Source organism: Streptococcus mitis, assembly GCF_009496155.1.
Taxonomy (GTDB): domain Bacteria; phylum Bacillota; class Bacilli; order Lactobacillales; family Streptococcaceae; genus Streptococcus; species Streptococcus mitis_BQ.
Window position 1 is genome coordinate 18,289 of sequence record NZ_WIJP01000007.1, and the last position, 22,269, is coordinate 40,557.

The window sequence follows — 22,269 nt, forward strand, 5'->3', positions numbered from 1 at the left end:
TTAGAACTCCAAATTGATTCCTGGTAAGTCTAATGCAATTTCAGTTACTTCGTAAGTCAAACGGTTGAGCATGTTCAAACATGGACGAGCCAAAGTTTCAACTTCTTCTTGGTTCAATTCACTTGGTTCGTTAACAATACGGCCATCGATATGGTTCACTTGTGAAATGGTTCCACTGATGACAAACTTATCAAATACAATCATAAAGGTCAAGATGACAATCAAGGAAGTCACTTGATTTTCTTGGTCATGTTGAATCAATTGGAAGTTCACATCCACCTTAGTTTCAGGAGCTCCATTTTCATTTTCCCATTCAAAATTACGTGCATCAAAATGATACTGACTAACAAATTCTTGTTCACGTTTAAGATTCATGTCTTTCTCCCTCGGCTACAATATTATAAGCTATTGTACCATAATTTTTTATTTTCATCTAGTTTTCTAGGATTTAGTCAATCCCGATTTCAGCTCGAACCACATCTGCGATGGTATCAACATAGTAGTCCACTTCTTCTGTTGTAGGCGCTTCTGCCATAACACGCAAGAGGGGTTCTGTTCCACTTGGGCGAACAAGGATACGTCCGTTCCCCGCCATTTCTTCTTCCATCTTCTCGATGATAGCCTTGATAGCTACTACTTCCATAGCCTTTTCCTTCATGGCATTTTCCACTCGGATATTGACTAATTTTTGTGGATAGATGGTTACTTCTGCTGCCAACTCTGACAAGCTCTTACCTGTTTCCTTCATGATTTTAGTCAATTGGACAGCAGATAATTGACCATCACCTGTGGTATTGTAATCCATCAAGATGACGTGACCAGACTGTTCACCACCCAGGTTGTAGCCTGATTTTCTCATTTCTTCAACAACATAACGGTCTCCAACTGCAGTGACTGCCTTATTGATGCCTGCGCGGTCCAAGGCCTTGTGGAAGCCAAGGTTAGACATCACAGTTGTTACAATTGTATTTTGAGCCAATTGTCCTTTTTCAGAAAGGTATTTCCCGATAATGTACATGATTTTGTCACCATCGACGATGTCGCCATTTTCATCAACAGCAATCAAGCGGTCACTGTCTCCGTCGAAAGCCAGACCGATAGCTGACCCGCTTTCTTTGACCACTTCTTGAAGGGCTTCTGGGTGTGTAGAACCAACATTAAGGTTGATGTTAAGACCATCTGGTGTTTCCCCGATAACCGTCAATTGAGCACCAAGATCTGCAAAGATTTGACGGGCACTTGTAGACGCTGCACCATTGGCTGTATCCAAGGCAACCTTCATTCCTTCAAGGGGAGTTCCAGTTGAAACCAGATAGCTTTCATACTTACGCAAACCTTCTGGATAATCTACCAAAGTTCCCAAACCTTCTGCACTTGGACGAGGAAGAGTATCTTCTGCAGCATCTAACAAGGCTTCAATTTCTGCTTCTTTTTCGTCGTCTAGTTTGAAGCCATCCCCACCAAAGAACTTAATTCCATTATCAAGGGCTGGGTTGTGGCTAGCAGAAATCATGACACCTGCACTTGCTCCTTCAGTTTTGACCAAGTAAGCTACTGCTGGTGTTGCCAAAACGCCTAGTTTGTATACGTGAATTCCCACAGACAGTAGACCTGCCACCAAGGCTGATTCTAGCATTTCCCCAGAAATACGTGTGTCACGTCCTACAAAGACTTTCGGTGCTTCCGTTTCATGTTGGCTAAGAACATAGCCTCCAAAACGTCCCAGCTTAAAGGCCAATTCTGGCGTTAGTTCTACGTTAGCTTCTCCACGGACTCCATCAGTCCCAAAATATTTACCCATTTTTATAAAATCCTTTTTCTATTTTTAATTTGTTTTTGAACTAGTTGCTTTCGTTGACGAGGATGTCTCCGACGAACTGCTTGTAGTTGAATTTGATGTACTTGAACTTGGTGTCACTGGTTTTGTAGTCACCTTCATTGTTGTGTCAAACGGAGTGATAACTACTGGTAAGACAACCCCATTGCGGTCGATTGCCTGCAAAGGTACTGAACCACTGTAATTACCTGTTATGCGTTCGCTAGTTGGTAAAAGCGCAATAACTTTGTCAATCTTAGCTAATGTTTCTTGGTCAGTTGTGACCGAAACTCGTTCATTTGACACGGTTACACTATCAATTTGTAACTTGGGATCAATCTGGTTTTGGTCAACTTGTGGCACAACAATCATCCCATCTCTTTTAACCTTCTTCCCAACTTTCACTGTGATCTTTTGAGGCGTTGCCACAGCGGTCAATCCACTTGGAAGATTTTCAATGTTCAAGGGAACTTCAATCGTTCCAACACTGGCATCCGTCAAATCCGCTGTGACCTTAAACTTACGAGTACTTTCCTGCATTTCGCTGGCCAAAGTCACACGATTGGCACCTGTCAGCACAACTGAAACTTCTGAAGCAAAACCACTAATAAAGTATTGACTATTATCATAATGAATATCGATAGGAACATTCGTTATCGTATTGGTGTAGGTTTCCGATTTGACCTGCCTTGCGGTATTGCTATTTTGAAAGTTGGTTGACGTTGCATAGACAAATAAGACACAAGCAAAAAAGAGAGATGAAATGATATATAGACTATTTTTTCTCATATTTCCAACCTCCTAGCAAACGTTCCTTGAAACTGGCTTTTTCCTCAACAGCTGGCAAAAGAATTGTTCGTAGCTCCGCTTCAAATTCTTCAATCGTCAAGTCATGCTTGAAGACCCCATTGTAAGTAATAGAGATACCACCTGTTTCCTCTGAGACGATGAAGGTCAAGGCATCGGACACTTCTGATAAACCAATAGCCGCCCGGTGTCTGGTCCCAAATTCCTTGGAAATCCCTGTACTTTCTGTTAAGGGCAGATAGGCAGAAGTCACTGCAATTCGATTTTCTCTGATAATCACAGCACCATCATGTAGGGGAGTGTTGGGGATAAAGATATTGATGAGGAGTTCAGCCGAAATATTGGCATCCAAGGGAATCCCTGTAGAAATGTATTCTTGCAGGGTGCGAACTCGTTGGATGGCAACTAGGGCACCTATCTTACGAGGGCTCATATATTCAACTGACTTGACAAAGGCACGAATCATTTGCTCTTCTGCACTAATTTGAGTAGTAGAAAAGAAATCTGTCGCCCTTCCCAAACGTTCTAAACCAGTTCGAATTTCTGGAGAGAAGATAACAACCGCAGCAATAACCCCATAGGTGATAATCTGATTAATCAACCAAGAAATCGTTGTTAAACCAAGGATATTGGCCACGACCTGGGCTAATACAAAAATCAAGACCCCCCGTACCAAAATCATAATCTTGGTGCCAGCTATCGCTTTTGTAAAACGATACAAAACATAGGTCACAATCAAAATATCAAACAGATTGATGGCAATACTCCAAGGACTAGAAAACAAGCTAGTCCAATATTGCAGGTTGGATAATTGTTGAAAGTTCATCTGCTGTCTCCTCTCTGTCCAAATATGTTCCTTTCTATTATACCATTTTTCTGACATTTTTTTCCCTATCCTACTTCATTTTAAATTAAGGAAAAATATGATAAAATAAACTGACTAGGAAAAACAAAGGAGAAACCATGTCTCAACTCTATGATATCACTATTGTAGGTGGTGGTCCCGTCGGGCTTTTTGCAGCCTTCTATGCCCACCTACGCCAAGCCAAGGTTCAAATCATCGACTCTCTTCCCCAACTCGGTGGACAACCTGCTATTCTCTATCCTGAAAAGGAAATCCTCGACGTTCCAGGTTTCCCAAACCTGACTGGAGAAGAATTGATCAACCGCTTGATTGAACAGTTAAACGGCTTTGATACCCCTATTCATCTCAACGAAACGGTTCTTGAGATTGAAAAACAAGAGGAAGGATTTGTCATCACAACTTCTAAAGGAAGTCACCTGTCTAAAACAGTTATCATCGCTATGGGTGGCGGTGCCTTTAAACCACGTCCGCTGGAACTAGAAGGCGTTGAAAGCTATGAAAATATCCACTACCACGTTTCCAACATCCAGCAATACGCTGGTAAGAAAGTGACGATTCTTGGTGGTGGGGACTCGGCTGTAGATTGGGCTTTGGCTTTTGAAAAAATTGCGCCAACTACCCTTGTCCACCGCAGAGATAATTTCCGCGCCTTGGAACACAGTGTCCAAGCCTTGCAAGAATCATCTGTGACCATCAAAACACCATTCGTCCCTAGCCAACTCCTTGGCGATGGAAAAACGCTTGACAAATTGGAAATCACAAAAGTAAAATCTGATGAAACCGAAACGATTGACCTAGACCACCTCTTTGTCAACTATGGTTTCAAATCTTCTGTCGGTAACCTTAAAAACTGGGGTCTGGACCTCAACCGCCACAAGATTATTGTCAACAGCAAACAGGAATCTAGCCAAGCAGGTATCTATGCTATCGGTGACTGCTGCTACTATGACGGAAAAATTGATCTGATTGCGACAGGTCTAGGGGAAGCACCGACTGCTGTAAACAATGCCATCAACTACATTGACCCAGAGCAAAAAGTACAACCAAAACACTCAACCAGTTTATAAAAAAGAACCACGAGTCACATAGGATTCGTGGTTTTATAGTTTAGCTACAATCTTGTTAGTTCATATCTTTCCCTTTTTTAGCAAAAATAAAAATGCCTATCAAACTGATAAAACATGTGATATAAGAGGAACGGCACTAACAATACGCCTTGGAAAAGAAGGTATTACAGATGCTAGAACTTCTCAAAATAATACTTATCGCAGTCATCGAGAGTATTATCTCATGGCTGGTGACTCGTTGGTTAGACGATCACTTCGACAAGTAATACTCCTCGAAAATCTCTTCAAACCACGTCAACGTCGCCTTGTCGTACTCAAGTACAGCCTGCGGCTAGTTTCCTAGTTTGCTCTTTGATTTTCATTGAGTATAACCTCCATGGTTAGTACTATCTAACCCAGAAAAAATCCCCTCGGTATTGCAGTACCGAGGGGATTTCTGTTAGCACTAAGATGCTAGAACTTCTCAATTTCCCTTTATTATCTCACATACTCTATTCAATTGTCAAAAAACAGGTTGATATTTTGTAAGTTAGCGATATTAGACCATTAGAAAAAATAGAATCAACCAATCACACTAATAATTCAAAGGAGTATATCTTTATAGTTCATCGGCTAATTTATTTATCTTTCTAAGTCTGTGGTTAACACCACTTTTAGTCAGAGGATTGCTGAGGCTATCTGCTAACTGCTGGATTGAGTAGTCTGGGTGTTGAATCCGCAGTTGCGCTACTTCCTGCAAATCCACTGGCAGATTTTCTAAACCCATGATATCTTTGATTTTACTGATATTGTTGATGGTCTTCATGCTGGCAGAAACTGTCCGAGCAATATTCGCCGTTTCAGCATTATTAGCCCGATTGAGATCATTACGAGTTTCTCGCAAAATTTTAACCCGCTCAAAATCATCACGCGCCTGCATAGCTCCGATTACTATCAAGAAGTCCATAATGTCTTCGGCTCGCTGGAGATAAGTCACAGCCCCCTTCTTGCGCTCAAGCACCTTGGCATCCAGTAAAAATTGCTGGAGAAGGGAGGCAATCCCTTGCGCGTGGTCCAGATAAACAGAACTGATTTCCAACTGGTACTTACCCGATTCAGGGTCACGAATGCTCCCATTTGCTAAGAAGGCACCACAGAGATAGGCACGACCTGCTTCCTCATCCGATAAAATCGCCTCATCAATACCTGTTTCCAAACCAAAGAAAGAGTCGGCCAAGTGCAAATCACTCAACAAGTCCTGCACCTTTTCATCTGTAAAAACAGTATAGACCCGATTCTTGCGAAGATTGCTCCGTTGGTGGTGGCGAATTTCCGATTTGATTTCATAAAAATGGAGAAAGGACTCATAGAGGTGCCGAGCCAGCTTGGCATTTTCTGTCACGACAGACAAGGTCAAGCCCGAGGTCGAGAGACCGATACTGCCAGACATCTTGATAATGGCAGATAATTCATGCCGGCTCAGATGGTGCTGACCTAGAATTTCTTCTTTTACTGCTACTGTGAAACTCATTTTCTCACCCGTATAATCCGCATCAATTCGTCCACAATCAAATCCCCATCGTGGAAGGCACCTCCATTTTCCAGACGAAGGAAGTTAGATGAAATCACACGCGGAACTTGCTTACAAAGCCCAGCAAAATCGTGTTCCACCTGCACCAAGTATTCATCAAAACGGTTGGAATTCATGTATTCCTGAGGCACTTTTTCGATATTCACCAAAACAGTATCGATAAAAGAGCGACCAAGGTGACGATGTAAGACCTCCACGTGGTCACTATCTGTAAAGTGTTCCGTCTCCCCACGTTGGGTCATGATATTGCAGACATAGGCGATTTCTGCCTTGGTTTCCAAAAGTGCCTGCCCAATTTCCTTAATCACGATATTAGGTAAAATCGAGGTAAAGAGGGAACCAGGTCCAAGGACAATCATATCACTTTCAAGAATGGTCTGCACCACTCGACGACTGGCCAGAGGCGTATCATCGTTGAGGGTATTGGTTACATAGACATGGTCAATCATGCCTGGATGGTCTGCAATATGACTCTCTCCAGCCACTTCTGTCCCATCCTGAAAGACTGCATGCAGGGTCAAAGGATGGTCACTGGAAGGATAAATCTTCCCAGTTGTATGGAAAAATTTGCTCAATAACTGCATGGCATTATAGGTCGAACCCTGCATTTCTGACAGGCCTGCGATAATGAGATTGCCCAGCGGATGTCCAGCAAAGGCTCCGGCATCCTCAGAAAAACGATACTGAAAGACCTTCTCATAAAACTTAGGCATATCCGACATAGCCACAAGGACATTGCGAAGATCACCTGGAGGTGTCAACTGCTGCATATTTTTTCGGAGTTCACCTGATGAACCACCATCATCCGCCACCGTTACGATAGCAGCGATTTCCACATCTTTTTCACGTAGACTTTTTAGAATGACAGGGATCCCAGTCCCTCCACCAATCACCGTTATCTTTGGTTTTCTCATGAACGGTTTACCGTTTCCTTTCTTCGGTCTTTGTCGCGATGCCCTTCATTGACAGGCCAATTCTTGGATAAGTCCTGTGCCAAACGCTTAGCAAAGGCCACACTACGGTGTTGTCCACCCGTACATCCCATGGCAATAGTCAAAACAGACTTTCCTTCCTTTTGGTAACTTGGCAAAATCGGCTCAATCAAGGCCAATAAATGTTGATAAAAATCATCTGACTCAGGATGATTCATTACATAGTCATAAACTGGTTCATCTACACCCGTTTGATTACGCAGTTCTGGTAGATAGTAGGGATTTGGCAAGAATCGGACATCAAAGACCAAGTCCGCATCAATCGGGATACCATACTTGAAGCCAAAAGACATAACTTCGATACGGAAAGACTGGGCTTGTTCTTGGTCAGAAAACTGCTCTGCAAGGGTTTTACGTAGCTCACGTGGAGTCAGTTCAGTCGTATCCACCACATTTTGGCTCATATTTTTCAAAGGTGCCAAGAGTTCACGTTCCAGTTTGATACCATCTAAAATCCGACCATCCGCTGCTAGAGGGTGACTCCGTCTGGTTTCCTTGTAACGCGCGACCAATTCCTTATCAGCTGCATCCAAAAAGAGAATTTTAAAGTCCAGTTCTTCCTTATTTTCCAACTCATCCAAAACAGTTTGAATCTCTGAGAAGAAAGAACGGCTACGCATATCCACTACCAAGGCCAACTTATGGTCGTCTTCCTTTGTTTCCACCAACTGCAAAAACTTAGGCAAGAGAGCTGGTGGCATATTGTCAATGGTGAAATATCCCAAGTCCTCGAAGGACTGAATGGCCACAGTCTTTCCTGCACCACTCATCCCTGTCACAATCACCAAGTGAAGTTGTTTCTTTGTCATCTTTTTCTCCTTATATCAAAAGAAGTTTGGCAACACCAAACTTCAACTAGCTTATCCAATCTCTGCGATAACTTCAATTTCGACTTTTACATCACGAGGAAGACGAGCTACCTCCACAGCTGAACGAGCTGGAAATTCCTCTTTAAAGGCCGTTTGGTAAACCTCATTAAAAGGAACAAAGTCGTTCATATCGCTCAAGAAGCAAGTTGTTTTGACAACATGGTCAAAGTCTGTTCCAGCTTCTGCCAAAATAGCACCGATGTTTTTTAAGACTTGTTCTGTCTGTTCTTGAATCGTTTCTCCAACGATTTCCCCAGTTTCAGGAGATAGGGGAACTTGACCGCTAGCAAACAAAAGGTTGCCAACGATTTTTCCTTGAACATATGGTCCGATAGCCTTTGGAGCTTTGTCTGTATGAATTATTTTTGCCATTTTCTTTTCCTCACAATTTTTCTAAGATTGCATCCCAAGCCTCATCCATCCCTGCCTTGCTGACAGATGAAAAGAGGATGAAATCGTCACTTGGGTCAAAGTTTAATTTCTTTTTGATTGCTGATTCGTGCTTGTTCCATTTACCACGAGGAATCTTGTCCGCCTTGGTCGCAACGATGATAACCGGAATCTCATAATACTTGAGAAATTCGTACATCTGCACATCATCTGCTGACGGGTCATGACGGAGGTCAACTAAACTGACCACTGCACGAAGATTTTCCCGAGTCGTTAAGTACTCCTCAATCATGCGCCCCCACTTTTCACGTTCCTTTTTGGAAACACGGGCATAACCATAACCAGGCACATCCACAAAGCGCATCTTGTCGTCAATGTTAAAGAAGTTGAGAAGCTGGGTTTTCCCAGGTTTCCCTGACGTACGAGCCAGATTCTTACGGTTCAGCATAGTATTGATAAAGCTAGACTTGCCAACATTTGAACGCCCTGCAAGAGCGATCTCTGGCAATTCATCCTGCGGATAGTGGGACTTGTTAGCCGCACTGAGCAAGATTTCAGCATTGTGTGTATTGATTTCCATAGTCACCTCTAGGCTGTTTCTAGGATTGGTTTATCCGTTCCATCGACAGCTTCTTTTGTGATGCGAACCAATTTCACATTTTCCTGACTCGGTACTTCAAACATGACATCTAGCATGGTTTCTTCAATAATCGAACGAAGACCACGCGCACCAGTTTTGCGTTCGATGGCCTTGTTGGCAATCTCTTGAAGGGCTTCGTCGTCAAATTCCAACTCGACATCATCATAAGACAGCAAGGTTTGGTATTGTTTGACCAAGGCATTTCTTGGTTCTTTCAAGATGCGAACCAAGTCATCCACTGTCAATTGCTCAAGAGCCGCAAAGACAGGCAAGCGTCCAATCAACTCAGGGATAATACCAAATTTTTGAATATCTTCTGCGATAATTTCTTGCATGTAGGAGCTGTTTTCATCAATCGCTTTATTATTTTGACCAAAGCCAATGACTTTTTCACCCAGACGTTGTTTGACAATTTCTTCAATGCCATCAAAGGCACCACCCACGATGAAGAGGATATTTTTTGTATCCACTTGAATCATCTCTTGTTGTGGATGCTTGCGTCCACCTTGAGGCGGAACACTAGCAACGGTTCCCTCGATAATCTTGAGGAGAGCTTGTTGCACCCCTTCACCAGAAACATCACGTGTGATAGAAACATTCTCGCTCTTCTTAGCAATCTTGTCAATTTCATCCACATAGATAATCCCACGCTCTGCTCGTTCGATGTTAAAGTCAGCAGCTTGCAAGAGTTTGAGGAGGATATTTTCCACATCCTCACCCACATAACCAGCCTCAGTAAGAGCTGTCGCATCTGCGATCGCAAAAGGCACATTCAAGCTCTTAGCCAAGGTCTGGGCAAGGAATGTTTTCCCAGAACCAGTTGGGCCAATCATCAAGATGTTTGACTTCTGCAAATCCACATCTTCCGACTCTTCACGCGTATCGTGAAAATTGATACGTTTGTAGTGGTTATAAACCGCCACTGCCAAGGCACGCTTGGCACGATCTTGACCAATTACATAGTGGTTCAAGATATGGAGGAGTTCGATTGGTTTTGGTACCTCAGACAAGTCTGCTAAAACTTCCTCAGCCAACTCCTCTCGAATGATTTCCTGGGCCAACTCTACACATTCATTACAGATAAAGGCGTTGTTGCCTGCGATTATTTTTTGTACTTCTTCTTGGCTTTTACCACAAAATGAGCAATAAACCATCATATCATTATTCCTATTTGTAGGCATGATTTCCTTCCGTTCTATTCTTTTTATACTGTCATTCTATCTAAAATAAGGTCATGTAAAAAGCATGGATACTATTGACCAAATTAGTAAAGGCATTTAACCAGAGCAGGACAGAAAGTCCATAACGCTTCTTACGAAAAGCCTGTGCTCCAGCAAGCAAGCAGACCAAACACAGCATGGCTGTGAAAAAACCAAATATACTACGTTCCATTAGACTTCCTTTCTCTTGCGATATTGGATGGTGAAATCATAAGGATTTTTCTCATCTTTGACGTAAAATTTGCTTGAAACTGTCTCAAAAAGAGACAAATCAAACTCTTCAGGGAAATAGGTATCTCCTTCCACCCGAGCATGAATTTGAGTCACAATCACTTCATCAAGGTAAGGTTCAAAAGCCTGAAAAATTTGCTTCCCACCAATAATATAGAGATTCTTTTCTTGACTCTGATACCAGTCCAAGACAGACTGAACATCATAAAAAGTAGTAACACCATCCATCTTTTCTTCTGGGTTATGTGTCAAAATCAAGGTTTCCCGTTTTGGAAGCAAGCGACGCCCCATCCCATCAAAGGTCACACGCCCCATCAAGATGGCATGATTCAGAGTTGTTTCCTTGAAATGTTGCAGTTCTGCTGGCAAATGCCAAGGCAGACGATTGTCCTTACCAATCACACCCTCTTCATCCTGAGCCCAAATAGCTACGATTTTCTTAGTCATGCTTCCATCCTTTTCACTGATAGTACTATTTTATCAAAAAACTAAAAAAAAGGCTGGTTTGGAATAGCTTACAGAATAGAAAAAATCTGTAAGAAATTTCCTACAGATTTATATATGTTACTATTATTTCTTACAAACCAGGTGCTTGTCCAAGTTCTGCTGCAAGCATCCAGATTGTTTTGTCCGTTTCAGTTTTAGCATCTGCAAAGATACCATTTGTCACATCGTCACCTTCTTCATCAGTAACATCCAAACCTTTTTGGAAAAGTTCTGACAAGTAACGGTAGATAACAAGAACACGTTCCAAGCTTTCTTCAACATTACGGTATTCACCAGCTTCTTCTTCGATTTCACTGTTTTGAAGGAATTCTGTCAATGTAGAGAATGGGCTTCCACCAAGTGTAATCAAACGTTCGCTAATTTCATCCAATTGACCGTCAAGAGCTTCCATATACTCATCCATTTTTGGATGCCATACAAGGAAACCACGACCACGCATGTACCAGTGCACTTGGTGCAAGGCAACGTGAGCTACATACAAATCAGCAACAGCTTGGTTCAAGACTTCCTTTGTTTTTGCCAATGCTACTGGTGCTGCTTTTGTTAATGATGTTACGTCTTTTACTGCTTCTTTTTTCAATTCTACCATTGTTTTTACCTCATTCATTATTTTTTGTAACCACTTCTTAATGATTACTACCTTAGTATACTACTAATAAAAAACAATAGCAAGCCAAATGACTCACATGAGAAAAGTTGCAATAGACTGATAATTTAAGAATTTTTAAAATAATACTCTTCGAAAATCTCTTCAAACCACGTCAGTTTCCATCTACAACCTCAAAACACTGTTTTGAGCAACCTGCGGCTAACTTCCTAGTTTGCTCTTTGATTTTCATTGAGTATAAAACACAGTTCCTTTCAAACTCTCTTAACTTCTATAAAATAAAGAAAAAAGAGGATGCAATTTTCTTGCACACCCCTTTCTCAAACTTATATCTTAATACCAGACGCTGACATCGACACGTCCTCTAATCCCTTTAAGAGAGTCAGATGAAGTATATTGCCATCCTTTTTCTCCTGAATAGTGATGATTTGTCCAATCAAGTGCATCAGTATAAGCTGCAACCCAGTTGACATGTTGTAAAATATCTGGATGATTCAAACGAGTTTGCAAGAGTTGACGATAGCTATAAACTTTCACATTTTGGTAACCAGCCTGCCTCATTGTTTCCATATACTTATTGATGATCTTGACCAAGATTCCAGTATCACTTGGGGCTCTCTTTGTTTTATTGACATATTCCCAGTTCTCAACATTATAATATATAGGGTAAGATAAGTTCATCTTGTATTTTTTCAAGAGTTCAATGGTTTGATTGGCATCTGTTTCATTTTCTGCATAACGACCATCTGACTTAATATAAAACCAAGCCTTATAGTAGTTATCAAAAATCCACTCACTCTTAGCTTTAGAACCATCAGCCTTTACTCCTTCGCTCGTTTGAGTTTTATTAGAAGACTGATTTTGCTCTGAACTACTTGAAACTGTCGTTGTATCCTGCGAAGTTTTTGCTACTTCAGTTTCATTTGCAGCGACCTAGCTAGTTGCCAAGCCTAGTAAGCAGATACTTGCTAATCCAATTTTTTTAATCTTTGTTTTCAATCTTTCCTCTCCTATAAAAAATGGAACAGACATCTGAATGCTGTTCCACCTAGCTTTTGCTACTTACTAATTATTTTACAAAGTCAAGCAATGCCAAGAAGCTTTCAGCTTCAAGTGACGCACCACCTACAAGGGCACCGTCAACGTCTGGGCAAGCCATGTATGAAGCAACATTCTCAGGTTTAACAGAACCACCGTATTGAACACGAACTTTGTCTGCAACCTCTTGACCGAAGTCAGCAGCTACAACGTCACGAACAACTTTACACATTTTTTGTGCATCGTCTTGTGAAGCTGATTTACCAGTACCGATAGCCCAGATTGGCTCATAAGCGATAACTGATGCCGCAACTTGTTCAGCAGTCAAACCAGCCAATGCAGCAGATACTTGAGCACCTACGAATTCAGCTGCTTTACCAGCTTCGTAAGTTTCGAGTGATTCACCACAACAGATGATTGGAAGCATACCATTTGCAAAGATTGCTTTAGCTTTTTTGTTAATATCTTCGTCAGTTTCATGGAAGTAGTCACGGCGTTCTGAGTGACCGATAACAACGTAGTCAGTACCGATTTCTTTCAAAACTTGTGGGCTAGTTTCACCAGTGAAAGCACCTGCATTTTCAAAGTAGCAGTTTTGAGCAGCAACTTTAAGGTTTGAACCTTTTGCAGCAACAAGAACAGTTGTCAAATCAAGAGCTGGAGCAGCGATACCTGCTTCAACAAGATCTGATGAAGGAAGTTTTGATGCAACTGCTTCAACAAATGCTTTAGCTTCTTCTGGATTTTTGTTCATTTTCCAGTTACCAGCGATAAATGGTTTACGTGACATTTCACATACCTCTTTTTTCAATTTATTTTCTATTTATTTTATCACAATTATACACAGCTTGCAAATCTTACTAGAATTTCAAGCCTGCTGCCATGGATTAATCCTTCCAAAGATCCATGGCATTTCTGAAATCTGCAGATACCTGTGTTAACTGAGGATTGCTTGCTTCTCTTTCTGCTCGCTTAGCCTCGATTTGAGCCACACTTTTGATACCTTCATGGCGCCAGTTTCTCAAAATCGCCTGAATATACTTCCAGTTTGGTTTTCCATTCAAAACAGCTTCACGAAGAGCTTCCTTAATCAAGTCAGCACTGGTTCCATCTTCCTTTAGCGTTTTAGTCAAATCCTCAATCTCAAAAGGCGTCAACAAGCGTCCCAACTCCTGCTGGAAGGTTTCTACCAAATCCTTGAGCTGATTTTGAGGTGTCAACTGGTCTGAACTCGAATGACTAGCGTCAAGCAAGTCATCCAAACGTTCCAAAGCCAAGCTAGCATCAAAAAGCAATTCGATTTCACCATTCAATTCGATGGTTCTATACTGAAGCAGTCCCCTCTCCGTCAGATTGGAAATGGCCTGGTTGACATCCGAAATTTCCTTGCCAATCCTTTCAGCAATCTGGCTTGGCGACATTTCTTCCAAACCTGTCGTATTTTGCAAATAGAAAAATTGCCAGACCAGAAAATCGTCGCTAGAAGGAAAGAGTTCCTTAAAATGCAAGAGCAGGGCACTCGGTAAAACCAAGTTCCCTGATTTAAAAGCGTCTAAATATGTCATAATTCCTCTTATAAATACCCAAATGCAGATGCATCATCTTCTATCTTTCTCCAGTCAAAAGGCGTCTCCTGATAGACAGCATAGTTCACCCAGTTACTGAAAAAGAGGGCTGCCGATGAAGACCAACAAAGACAAGGTGTCTGATTGACATCATCATCCTTAAAGTAATTTTCTGGAATATGTGGGTCTAAACCTGCGTCACGGTCCCTAAAATACTCTTTTGCCAAGGTATCACGGTCATATTCCAAATGCCCAAAACTATAAATTTCTCGTAAATCACGACTGGCCAAAATCGAAACCCCAACCTGAGGTCCTTCTGATAAAATCTCGAGATTGGTTTTGTTTAAGATCTCGTCCTTATAAATTTCTGTATGCCGAGAATGAGGGGAAACGTAGCTATCGTCAAAGCCTCTAAAGAGAAGATGTCCTTCTTTTAAAGTATCCTGAGGATAGATACCTGATAACTTACTGTCCATCTGGTATTTTTCCACCCCATAACGCAGATAAAGACCAGCCTGAGCCCCCCAACAGATATGAAGGGTCGAATAGACATGAGTCTTAGACCACTCAAGCACCTGAGTAAATTCCTCCCAGTAGTCTACTTCCTCAAATGGTAAATGTTCAACTGGAGCACCCGTGATAATCATCCCATCAAAATACTCATCCTTGACCTCAGGAAAAGTTTTATAGAAGGTTTCCATGTGCTCTGAACGAGTTGTTTTAGAACGGTGGGTCTCCATATAGAGAAAATCAATGTCCAATTGCAGGGGCGTATTAGCCAAATGGCGCAACAATTGGGTTTCTGTAACCATTTTCTGTGGCATGAGATTTAAAATTAAAATCTTCAAGGGACGGATATCTTGGTGGGCCGCACGTTGATCATCCATGACAAAGATATTCTCTGTCCGTAAAATCTCAACAGCTGGCAATTTTTTATCAATTCGAATCGGCATAACCCTCTCCTAGCTGTACTCTTTCAGGAATAATTGCATGTGTTTGAAGTCAAAACTCAAATACTTGTTCCCTTTATTATACTGCAAGAAGATATAGTTTTCAATTATAGTTTTTCTCTAACTAGATATAGTCTGTTTTTATATCCTAATGTAGAGAAAACAGCCCTAGGGACTGTTTTTCATTAATAATGCATAAGAACCTTGTAATCGTAGTCACCGATTTTTTCACGACCGTTCAAGTCATCCAATTCAACAAGGAAGGCACAACCTGCTACAACACCACCAAGTTTTTCAATCATCTCGATGGTTGCCTTAACAGTTCCACCTGTTGCCAAGAGGTCATCTACGATCAGAACACGTTGACCTGGCTTGATGGCGTCAGCATGCATAGTCAAGGTATCAACACCGTACTCTTTTTCATAGTCAGCAGAAATGACTTCGCGTGGCAATTTTCCTGGCTTACGAACAGGCGCAAAACCAATTCCCAACTCAAAGGCAACTGGACAACCCACGATAAAACCACGAGCTTCAGGCCCTACGATCATATCAATTTTCTTGTCAGTAGCATACTGAACGATTTCACGAACAGCATAGCTATAAGCATTTCCATCAGCCATCAAAGGACTGATATCACGGAAAGTAATACCTTCCTTCGGATAATTTTCAATTGTTGCAATGTAATCTTTTAAATTCATCTTTTTCTTTCTTTCAAAGTTTTTTACTCTCTATTATAGCATATTTTTTAAGAAAGAAAAAAGGAAAAGTTAACTTCAATAATTATCTAACGATTTAACGATTTATAACTAGCCATCGCAATAAATCCCAAGTTCTTTTTATTCTTATTAAACATTTTATACATAGTTAAAAACTGCTTTCTATTCTCCTTTTTACAAGCATTTACACAAATTTTCAAAGTTCCTAGCCAACCTTCGTCATAAATCATACCTGATAATTTCATTAATGTCATTTCACCAGTCAATACTTTCACATCACAATAACCTGATTCTATCATCACCTGTTCCCAACCATCTTGAGTTAAAGGACCTACATTTACATGAATTGCTTGCGACAATTCCTGTCTGACAGACTCTTTAGCTTCCTTAAGAAGCACATCATGTGTCAGGAGAAGACCTCCAGGCTTTAAAACCCTTAGATACTCCATTACACATTTTTTCTTAGCTTGATCGACTTGCATAGTCAGCATAGCTTCATTTATAACAATATCAAAACTAGCATCTTCATAAGGAAGTTTCATTGCATTGGCTCTTTCAAACCTAATTAAATGACCAACACCTGCCGTTTCAGCAGATTTTTTAGCCGCTTCTAAAGCTTGTCCATCCATATCAACAGCAGTTATCTTACAACCAAAACGCTGTGCCAACTCAATTGCTGTAGTTCCCCTATTGCACGCAACTTCTAGTATTCTCTTTTCTTTTGAAAATCCTCCTTCCGCAATTAACCAATCTGTGGCACGTTTTCCACCTGGACGTAAGCGTTTTTTCCCCAGTTTTGCTAAAAACTTATGACCTGCTTCTGACATTTGAACACCTCTGTTTTTTCTTCATTATAACATAAAATGATATTATCTGACAATTCTAATCTATTATTTGATAAACTAGAATCAAAAGCATACAAGCTGTCATGACTATAGCATAAATTTATTATTACCTCTCTGGTTCAAATTCAATTACTCACCTAGTTTACGCATATAGGTTACGACTACATATTTGGACTTTAGAGTTGCTGGTACCCTTATCCACTATATACACCTTACTATCACGTGCCTATTCGTATAACCACGATTTCGCTATCTCACTCTCTACCGATTCTTATTTCCAGCGTCAGACTTGAGAATCTCTAACAGGTTTACTAGTATATGGTACCCACAGAAGACTTACATCTCAGATGAACGAAATGCCCGTCATACCTAAAAAAACGAGCACTTTCGTACTCGTTCTCTGATATAAACTACTGATTAAAGTGAGTTTACGTCAACTTTGATACCAACACCTTGAGTAGTTGTGATAGTCAAGTTTGTTACGTAAGTTCCTTTAGCTGTAGCTGGTTTTGCTTTTTGGATTGTTTCGTTGAAAGCTTTGAAGTTTTCAACCAATTTTTCAGCTTCAAATGATACTTTACCGATGATTGCTTGAACGTTACCTGCACGGTCAGCACGGTAAGTGATTTTACCACCTTTAGACTCTTCAACTGCTTTTGCAACATCCATTGTTACAGTACCAGTTTTAGGGTTTGGCATCAAGTTACGTGGTCCAAGGACACGTCCAAGACGTCCAACAAGAGCCATCATGTCAGGTGTAGCGATAACTACGTCGAAGTCCAACCAACCGTCGTTGATTTTAGCAACAAGGTCATCTTCACCAACAAAGTCTGCACCAGCAGCTTTTGCTTCTTCAGCTTTTGCACCACGTGCGAAAACAAGAACGCGTGAAGTTTTACCAGTACCGTTTGGCAATACCATTGCTCCACGGATTTGTTGGTCAGCTTTTTTAACGTCAATGTTCAAGTTGTAAGCAACTTCTACAGTTGCGTCAAATTTTGCAAAGTTAGTTTCTTTTGCAAGTGCTACAGCTTCTTCTACACTGTATGCTTTTGTGCTGTCGATTTTCTCAAGAGCAGCACGAAGTTGTTTGCTTTTTTTAGCCATTTTCTATTCTCCTTGTAAGTGGTTCAATCGATTTTCATCTCCCACGTCACTCCTCGAAATGATGAAGTCTTGCGGGTTTTCAGTCTATTATTTTCCTTTTCCTACATCGTTAAGTTCCCTTGCTGTACCCAAGTACAAGCCTCAATCACTTGCCTAGTATGAAAAGCAACTAATAGACTGCTGTGAGATTTTCTACTGTGTTATTGATTAGTCAACAACAGTGAATCCCATAGAACGAGCAGTACCTTCGATCATACGCATTGCAGACTCCACGTTTGCTGCGTTCAAATCTGGCATCTTAGTTTCTGCAATTTCTTGTACTTGTGCACGAGTAACTGTAGCAACTTTAGTTTTGTTAGGTGTACCTGATCCTTTTTCAACACCTGCAGCTTTTTTCAAAAGAACAGCAGCTGGTGGTGTTTTAGTGATGAAAGTAAATGATTTATCTTCGTAAACTGAGATAACAACTGGAATGATCATACCAGCTTGGTCAGCTGTACGAGCGTTGAACTCTTTTGTGAATCCCATGATGTTGATACCAGCTTGACCAAGAGCAGGTCCAACCGGTGGAGCTGGTGTAGCTTTACCAGCAGGGATTTGCAATTTTACAAGTTTTTCGACTTTTTTAGCCATTTTTAAATCCTCCTTTGTGGTTTTGGCGGTAATTAGAGATTTTTACCTCCCACAAGTATGCTTTTTCACATACCCATCTATTATACACTATTTATCTGGAATTGCAAGAGAAAAGTTTATTTTTTAATCGACGTAATCTCCGCCTTCAAAGCCATAGTATTCTTCCAAACTGAGACCACTCTCAGCAATTTCTTTTGCTTCTTTTCCGACATAACGCAGGTGCCATTCCTCAGCCATATAGCCTGTTTCCTTTTCCTTACCTTTGAGATAACGGACAACAAAGCCATAGTCAGCTGCATGGTTCAAAAGCCATTGGGCTGCTTTTTCTTCTGTTACCAAATCACCATCAGTCCCAATCACATCAAAGGCCAAGCCTGTTTGGTGTTCGCTATAGCCAGGTCGGGCAGAGTAACGGTCAGCTGCTGCTTTCCCATCTTGATTGACATAATCTTGATAGAGCTTGGTCTGAGTTTCATAACTTCTAAAGCCACTATAATGGTCACTAATTGGGAATCCTGCCTCTTGCATCGCTTTGATGAGTTTGACCAACTCTGCCTTGGCAGTCGGATTTTCCCCTGGATTGTAGTCTTTAGACAATGGATAGTGTTTATTGGCTACGATGATTTCATCGTATTTCCCTTGGATGCTGTAGTAGTCTCCTTTGTTAACCACTTCTGCTTTTTTCTGGGCAGCTCCTTGAGACTTACTGCCGACTGTTCCATCAGCCTTGGCTGTTTGTTCTGTCTTAGCTGCGCCATCTTCGTTTTTTGCTTTTTCTTGTGAACAAGCTGCTAGACTCAAGGCTAGCAAGGCTGTCAAGACAAGGTATCTTTTTTTCATTTCTACTCCTTTATTTCTAATAGGTTATCTACTTCTGACGATAAACATTTGACTAATCTTTCAATCTCATCCGATTTTACTTGGCAAGTTTCTGCTGTCATTTCTTCAAAGGGAACCCACCAGACTGGACCACGTCCATTGAGACCGTGACCATTCATATCACCTCTTCGTCTAGGGAACAGATGCCAATGAAGATGGGCATCACCATTTCCTAGCAGTTCGATATTCATTTTCTCAGCAGCAAAGGCCTTAGCAACTGCCTCTTGGACTAAACTCATTTCTTCTAGAAAATGGAGTCTTGTTTCCTTTTCTAAATGGTGCAATTCCGTGACGTGTTCCTTGGCTAGAAAGAGACTATAACCTGCAAAATACTGGTGATCTCCAATGACAAGATAGCCTGTTTCCAACTCTTTGACAAAGTAGGGATTTTCCCCAGCTTTAATGAACTCAATTCTCTGACAAATCAAACACATATTAGTCTACCAATGCGCTCTTAAGATAAGCATCAACCATATGCTCTGTTGCAACCACCGAGTCAATATGAGTACGCTCATAAGAATGGCTAGACTCGATACCAGCACCTAGAAGGGCGTGTTTGACTTCTGCTCCTGCAGACATAGCCGCTGAAGCGTCCGATCCATAGAATGGATAGATGTCCAGCTTAAATGGAATATCTTGCTCTTTAGCCAAGGCAACCAAATGTTGACGGAAGTCATAGTGATAAGGCCCAGAAGCATCCTTGACACAGATAGACACTGTGTACTCATCTGTTTGCTGGTCATCTCCCATGGCTCCCATATCCACAGCCAGATATTCTACTACCTGAGCAGGGATATTGGAGTTAGCACCGTGGCCTACTTCTTCAAAGACTGAAAAAGCAAAATGGGTTGTTACGGGCAATTCAATCTTCTCTTCCTTATAAATACGAAGCAGGTTAAGCAAAATCGCTGCGCTGACCTTATCGTCCAAATGACGAGACTTGATAAAACCTGTCTCTGTCACGACAGTTCGTGGGTCAAAACTGATAAAATCACCGACCTCAATCCCCAAGGCACGAGTTTCTTTTTCAGTGGTTACTTTTGCATCCAAACGCACTTCCATATTGTCTTGCGTGCGTTCTGCAGTTCCTGCATCCTTGTAGACATGGCAAGAAGTTTGGTGGATAAGGATGGTTCCTGATACTTTTTCACCTCTACTAGCCACATGAACAGTACAGTTTTCTCCTTCAATCATGTTCCAAGGGAAACCACCGATACGGTCCATTTTGAGACGGCCATCTGGTTTGACAGCACGGACAATAGCCCCCAGCGTATCTACATGGGCAGTCACATAGCGTTGTTGCTCATCATTTTGACCTTTGATAGTCACATTGACACCGCCCTTGGTTGTACGAACTGGCTGGTAACCAAAACCTTCTAGAGTCTTGACTAAATAGTCCGAAATCTCCCGAGTGAAGCCCGTTGGTGACGCAATGGCTGTCAGTTCTTTTATATATTCTACTGTTTGATTCATTTCTTCACCTCTTTTGCTACCTATTATAACACATTTATCATCGGATAAAAAAGAAAATCACTCCTGTAGACTGACTACAAAAGTGATTTCAATGATTATTCCATTTCAAAAACATCGCTTTCTTGCTTGTTTGGTAAAACCAATGAAAGCAAGATTCCGACGATGGCTGGCACCAACCATGGAAGAGATGCCTTGGCAAAAGGAAGAGCGTTGACAAGGTTTGCAAGAAACTCAACCTTAAACGAGCTTCCTAGTACGCTTGCAATGGCAATAGCTGTAACAACAGCAATTGTCAACTGCATACCTGGTTTTGAAAGAGCCACAAATTTGTTGACAATGACAATCATAACGATGGCAATCGTGATTGGGTACAAAATAACCAGTACAGGAATGGAGTACTTGATAATCGCATCAAGACCCAGATTAGCAATAGCAAATCCAATCAAAGTAAAGGCTGTCGCATAAACCTTGTAGCTGATTTGTGGGAAGCGTTCATTAAAGAACTCAGCTGTTGACACAATCAGACCAACTGTTGTTGTGAAGCAGGTTACGGTAACCATAGCTGCGAGGAAGAGTTGAGCTGTTGAGCCGAAGATTTCTTGAGTAGCTTGTGACAAGATGTAAACACCTGGTGTTCCACCCTTCATCGCTTCAGCTGGTACTGGAAAATGATTTCCAAGGAAACCTAAGCCGATGTAAAGAGCGCTGAAGGCAAGGGCTACAACGATACCAACCACCCAAATAGTTGAAATGTATTCTTTCTTACTTGAGAATCCAAGTTGTTTCAAGGTTTGAACTGCGATTACGCTAAAGGCAACTGAAGCAAGGGCGTCCAAGGTATTGTAACCTTCTAGGAAACCTGTCCCAAAGGCAGAAGCTTGATAAGCAACTGAAGCAGCTTGTGGACTTGTTCCACCGTATTTGAAAGCTCCCAGAACAACCAAGATAACAATCAAAATCGCAAAGACTGGCGTTAAAATACGGCCGATACGATCCAAGATTTTTGATGGATTAAGCGAAATTAGATAGGCTGCTGCAAAATACAGAACCGTAAAGACAATCAAGCCAAGACCTTTATTTGCATCCGACAAAAGGGGGCTAATCCCTACCTCGTAAGCTGTTGTAGCAGTACGTGGGATAGCAAAGAATGGACCGATTGACAAGTAAAGAACTGAGAGGTAAAGAGTCGCAAACCAAGGCGCTATCTTTGTTGAAATCTCGTAAATATATCCTTTAGGATTTAGCGTTCCAATAATAAGGGTCAAGACGGCGATACCAACACCTGAAAAGACAAAACCTGCGATGGCAGGAAGAAAATGTTCTCCAGATAGAGCACCTAGAGAAGGCGGAAAAATCAAGTTCCCCGCACCAAAAAATATTCCAAACAAGAGTAAACCTGTTAAGGCACCTTTTTTAGCCATGAAAATCTCCTTCATATTTATAAAATACTGACCTAGTATATCATGAATAAGAGTATGAAAA

General features: G+C 41.3%; 25 protein-coding genes and 1 pseudogene. 1 reads left to right on the forward strand and 25 read right to left on the reverse strand.

Translation table 11 applies throughout. The features are described from left to right. The 4 genes from GEZ84_RS05385 to cdaA form a co-directional block, all read right to left on the reverse strand. Positions 1-375 carry a DUF1149 family protein gene (locus GEZ84_RS05385; protein ID WP_001050080.1) on the reverse strand — a complete coding sequence of 125 codons (375 nt, stop codon included), beginning with the start codon at positions 373-375 and terminating at the stop codon, positions 1-3. Between the two features lie 73 nt (positions 376-448). After that, the gene (gene glmM / locus GEZ84_RS05390) at positions 449-1,801 is read right to left on the reverse strand and encodes a phosphoglucosamine mutase (protein ID WP_153223783.1); all 1,353 of its coding nucleotides are present in this window, start codon (positions 1,799-1,801) and stop codon (positions 449-451) included. A 24-nt stretch (positions 1,802-1,825) separates the two neighbouring features. Then, complete coding sequence (locus GEZ84_RS05395) at positions 1,826-2,605, reverse strand: YbbR-like domain-containing protein (RefSeq protein ID WP_153223784.1); 780 nt, start codon at positions 2,603-2,605, stop codon at positions 1,826-1,828. After that, a complete protein-coding gene (cdaA, locus tag GEZ84_RS05400) occupies positions 2,592-3,449 on the reverse strand; it encodes a diadenylate cyclase CdaA (protein WP_153223785.1) in 858 nt (285 codons plus the stop codon). Before cdaA ends, GEZ84_RS05395 begins: the two co-directional genes overlap by 14 nt. A gap of 137 nt (positions 3,450-3,586) precedes the next feature. Here cdaA and GEZ84_RS05405 point away from each other — a divergent pair, with 137 nt between their 5' ends. Beyond that, complete coding sequence (locus GEZ84_RS05405) at positions 3,587-4,555, forward strand: NAD(P)/FAD-dependent oxidoreductase (RefSeq protein ID WP_153223786.1); 969 nt, start codon at positions 3,587-3,589, stop codon at positions 4,553-4,555. Between the two features lie 598 nt (positions 4,556-5,153). Here GEZ84_RS05405 and whiA read toward each other — a convergent pair. The 21 genes and pseudogenes from whiA to brnQ form a co-directional block, all read right to left on the reverse strand. Further along, positions 5,154-6,065: a DNA-binding protein WhiA gene (gene whiA / locus GEZ84_RS05410; RefSeq protein WP_153223787.1), complete on the reverse strand. Its 912-nt coding sequence runs from the start codon at positions 6,063-6,065 to the stop codon at positions 5,154-5,156. Continuing rightward, positions 6,062-7,039 carry a YvcK family protein gene (locus GEZ84_RS05415; protein ID WP_153223788.1) on the reverse strand — a complete coding sequence of 326 codons (978 nt, stop codon included), beginning with the start codon at positions 7,037-7,039 and terminating at the stop codon, positions 6,062-6,064. Before GEZ84_RS05415 ends, whiA begins: the two co-directional genes overlap by 4 nt. Beyond that, positions 7,036-7,926: an RNase adapter RapZ gene (gene rapZ / locus GEZ84_RS05420; RefSeq protein WP_153223789.1), complete on the reverse strand. Its 891-nt coding sequence runs from the start codon at positions 7,924-7,926 to the stop codon at positions 7,036-7,038. Before rapZ ends, GEZ84_RS05415 begins: the two co-directional genes overlap by 4 nt. Positions 7,927-7,977: 51 nt before the next feature. After that, complete coding sequence (locus GEZ84_RS05425; protein WP_001062610.1) at positions 7,978-8,358, reverse strand: RidA family protein; 381 nt, start codon at positions 8,356-8,358, stop codon at positions 7,978-7,980. 10 nt (positions 8,359-8,368) lie between these two features. Then, a complete protein-coding gene (gene yihA, locus GEZ84_RS05430; protein ID WP_000405202.1) occupies positions 8,369-8,956 on the reverse strand; it encodes a ribosome biogenesis GTP-binding protein YihA/YsxC in 588 nt (195 codons plus the stop codon). Between the two features lie 8 nt (positions 8,957-8,964). Then, entirely contained in the window at positions 8,965-10,197 is a 1,233-nt protein-coding gene (gene clpX, locus GEZ84_RS05435) for an ATP-dependent Clp protease ATP-binding subunit ClpX (protein WP_012972566.1), read from the reverse strand. 40 nt (positions 10,198-10,237) lie between these two features. After that, positions 10,238-10,408, reverse strand: coding sequence for a hypothetical protein (locus tag GEZ84_RS05440; RefSeq protein ID WP_000442260.1), 171 nt, complete (start codon positions 10,406-10,408; stop codon positions 10,238-10,240). Next, complete coding sequence (locus GEZ84_RS05445; protein WP_153223790.1) at positions 10,408-10,914, reverse strand: dihydrofolate reductase; 507 nt, start codon at positions 10,912-10,914, stop codon at positions 10,408-10,410. The genes GEZ84_RS05440 and GEZ84_RS05445 overlap by 1 nt, the downstream gene beginning before the upstream one ends. Before the next feature lie 130 nt (positions 10,915-11,044). After that, positions 11,045-11,563, reverse strand: coding sequence for a Dps family protein (locus GEZ84_RS05450; protein ID WP_050365263.1), 519 nt, complete (start codon positions 11,561-11,563; stop codon positions 11,045-11,047). A gap of 351 nt (positions 11,564-11,914) precedes the next feature. Beyond that, a pseudogene (locus GEZ84_RS05455) lies at positions 11,915-12,613 on the reverse strand (hypothetical protein). A 37-nt stretch (positions 12,614-12,650) separates the two neighbouring features. Then, positions 12,651-13,409 (reverse strand): triose-phosphate isomerase, encoded by a 759-nt coding sequence (gene tpiA / locus GEZ84_RS05460; RefSeq protein ID WP_042901359.1) that lies wholly within the window; start codon positions 13,407-13,409, stop codon positions 12,651-12,653. 97 nt (positions 13,410-13,506) lie between these two features. Next, positions 13,507-14,184 carry a DnaD domain-containing protein gene (locus GEZ84_RS05465; protein ID WP_153223792.1) on the reverse strand — a complete coding sequence of 226 codons (678 nt, stop codon included), beginning with the start codon at positions 14,182-14,184 and terminating at the stop codon, positions 13,507-13,509. 8 nt (positions 14,185-14,192) lie between these two features. Continuing rightward, positions 14,193-15,137 (reverse strand): homoserine O-acetyltransferase MetA, encoded by a 945-nt coding sequence (gene metA, locus GEZ84_RS05470; RefSeq protein WP_153223793.1) that lies wholly within the window; start codon positions 15,135-15,137, stop codon positions 14,193-14,195. 182 nt (positions 15,138-15,319) lie between these two features. Beyond that, positions 15,320-15,832: an adenine phosphoribosyltransferase gene (locus tag GEZ84_RS05475; RefSeq protein WP_020902089.1), complete on the reverse strand. Its 513-nt coding sequence runs from the start codon at positions 15,830-15,832 to the stop codon at positions 15,320-15,322. An 86-nt stretch (positions 15,833-15,918) separates the two neighbouring features. Beyond that, a complete protein-coding gene (locus GEZ84_RS05480; protein ID WP_153223794.1) occupies positions 15,919-16,677 on the reverse strand; it encodes a class I SAM-dependent methyltransferase in 759 nt (252 codons plus the stop codon). 435 nt (positions 16,678-17,112) lie between these two features. Then, the gene (gene rplA / locus GEZ84_RS05485; RefSeq protein ID WP_001085675.1) at positions 17,113-17,802 is read right to left on the reverse strand and encodes a 50S ribosomal protein L1; all 690 of its coding nucleotides are present in this window, start codon (positions 17,800-17,802) and stop codon (positions 17,113-17,115) included. A 207-nt stretch (positions 17,803-18,009) separates the two neighbouring features. Next, entirely contained in the window at positions 18,010-18,435 is a 426-nt protein-coding gene (gene rplK, locus GEZ84_RS05490; RefSeq protein ID WP_001085807.1) for a 50S ribosomal protein L11, read from the reverse strand. Positions 18,436-18,558: 123 nt separating this feature from the next. Next, positions 18,559-19,275, reverse strand: a complete 717-nt coding sequence (ldcB, locus tag GEZ84_RS05495; protein ID WP_153223795.1) for an LD-carboxypeptidase LdcB/DacB — start codon at positions 19,273-19,275, stop codon at positions 18,559-18,561. Between the two features lie 2 nt (positions 19,276-19,277). Further along, a complete protein-coding gene (locus GEZ84_RS05500) occupies positions 19,278-19,748 on the reverse strand; it encodes an HIT family protein (RefSeq protein ID WP_153223796.1) in 471 nt (156 codons plus the stop codon). Between the two features lies 1 nt (position 19,749). Beyond that, entirely contained in the window at positions 19,750-20,787 is a 1,038-nt protein-coding gene (locus tag GEZ84_RS05505) for a M42 family metallopeptidase (RefSeq protein WP_153223797.1), read from the reverse strand. Positions 20,788-20,882: 95 nt separating this feature from the next. After that, a complete protein-coding gene (gene brnQ / locus GEZ84_RS05510; RefSeq protein ID WP_194252035.1) occupies positions 20,883-22,208 on the reverse strand; it encodes a branched-chain amino acid transport system II carrier protein in 1,326 nt (441 codons plus the stop codon). Between the last annotated feature and the right edge of the window lie 61 nt (positions 22,209-22,269).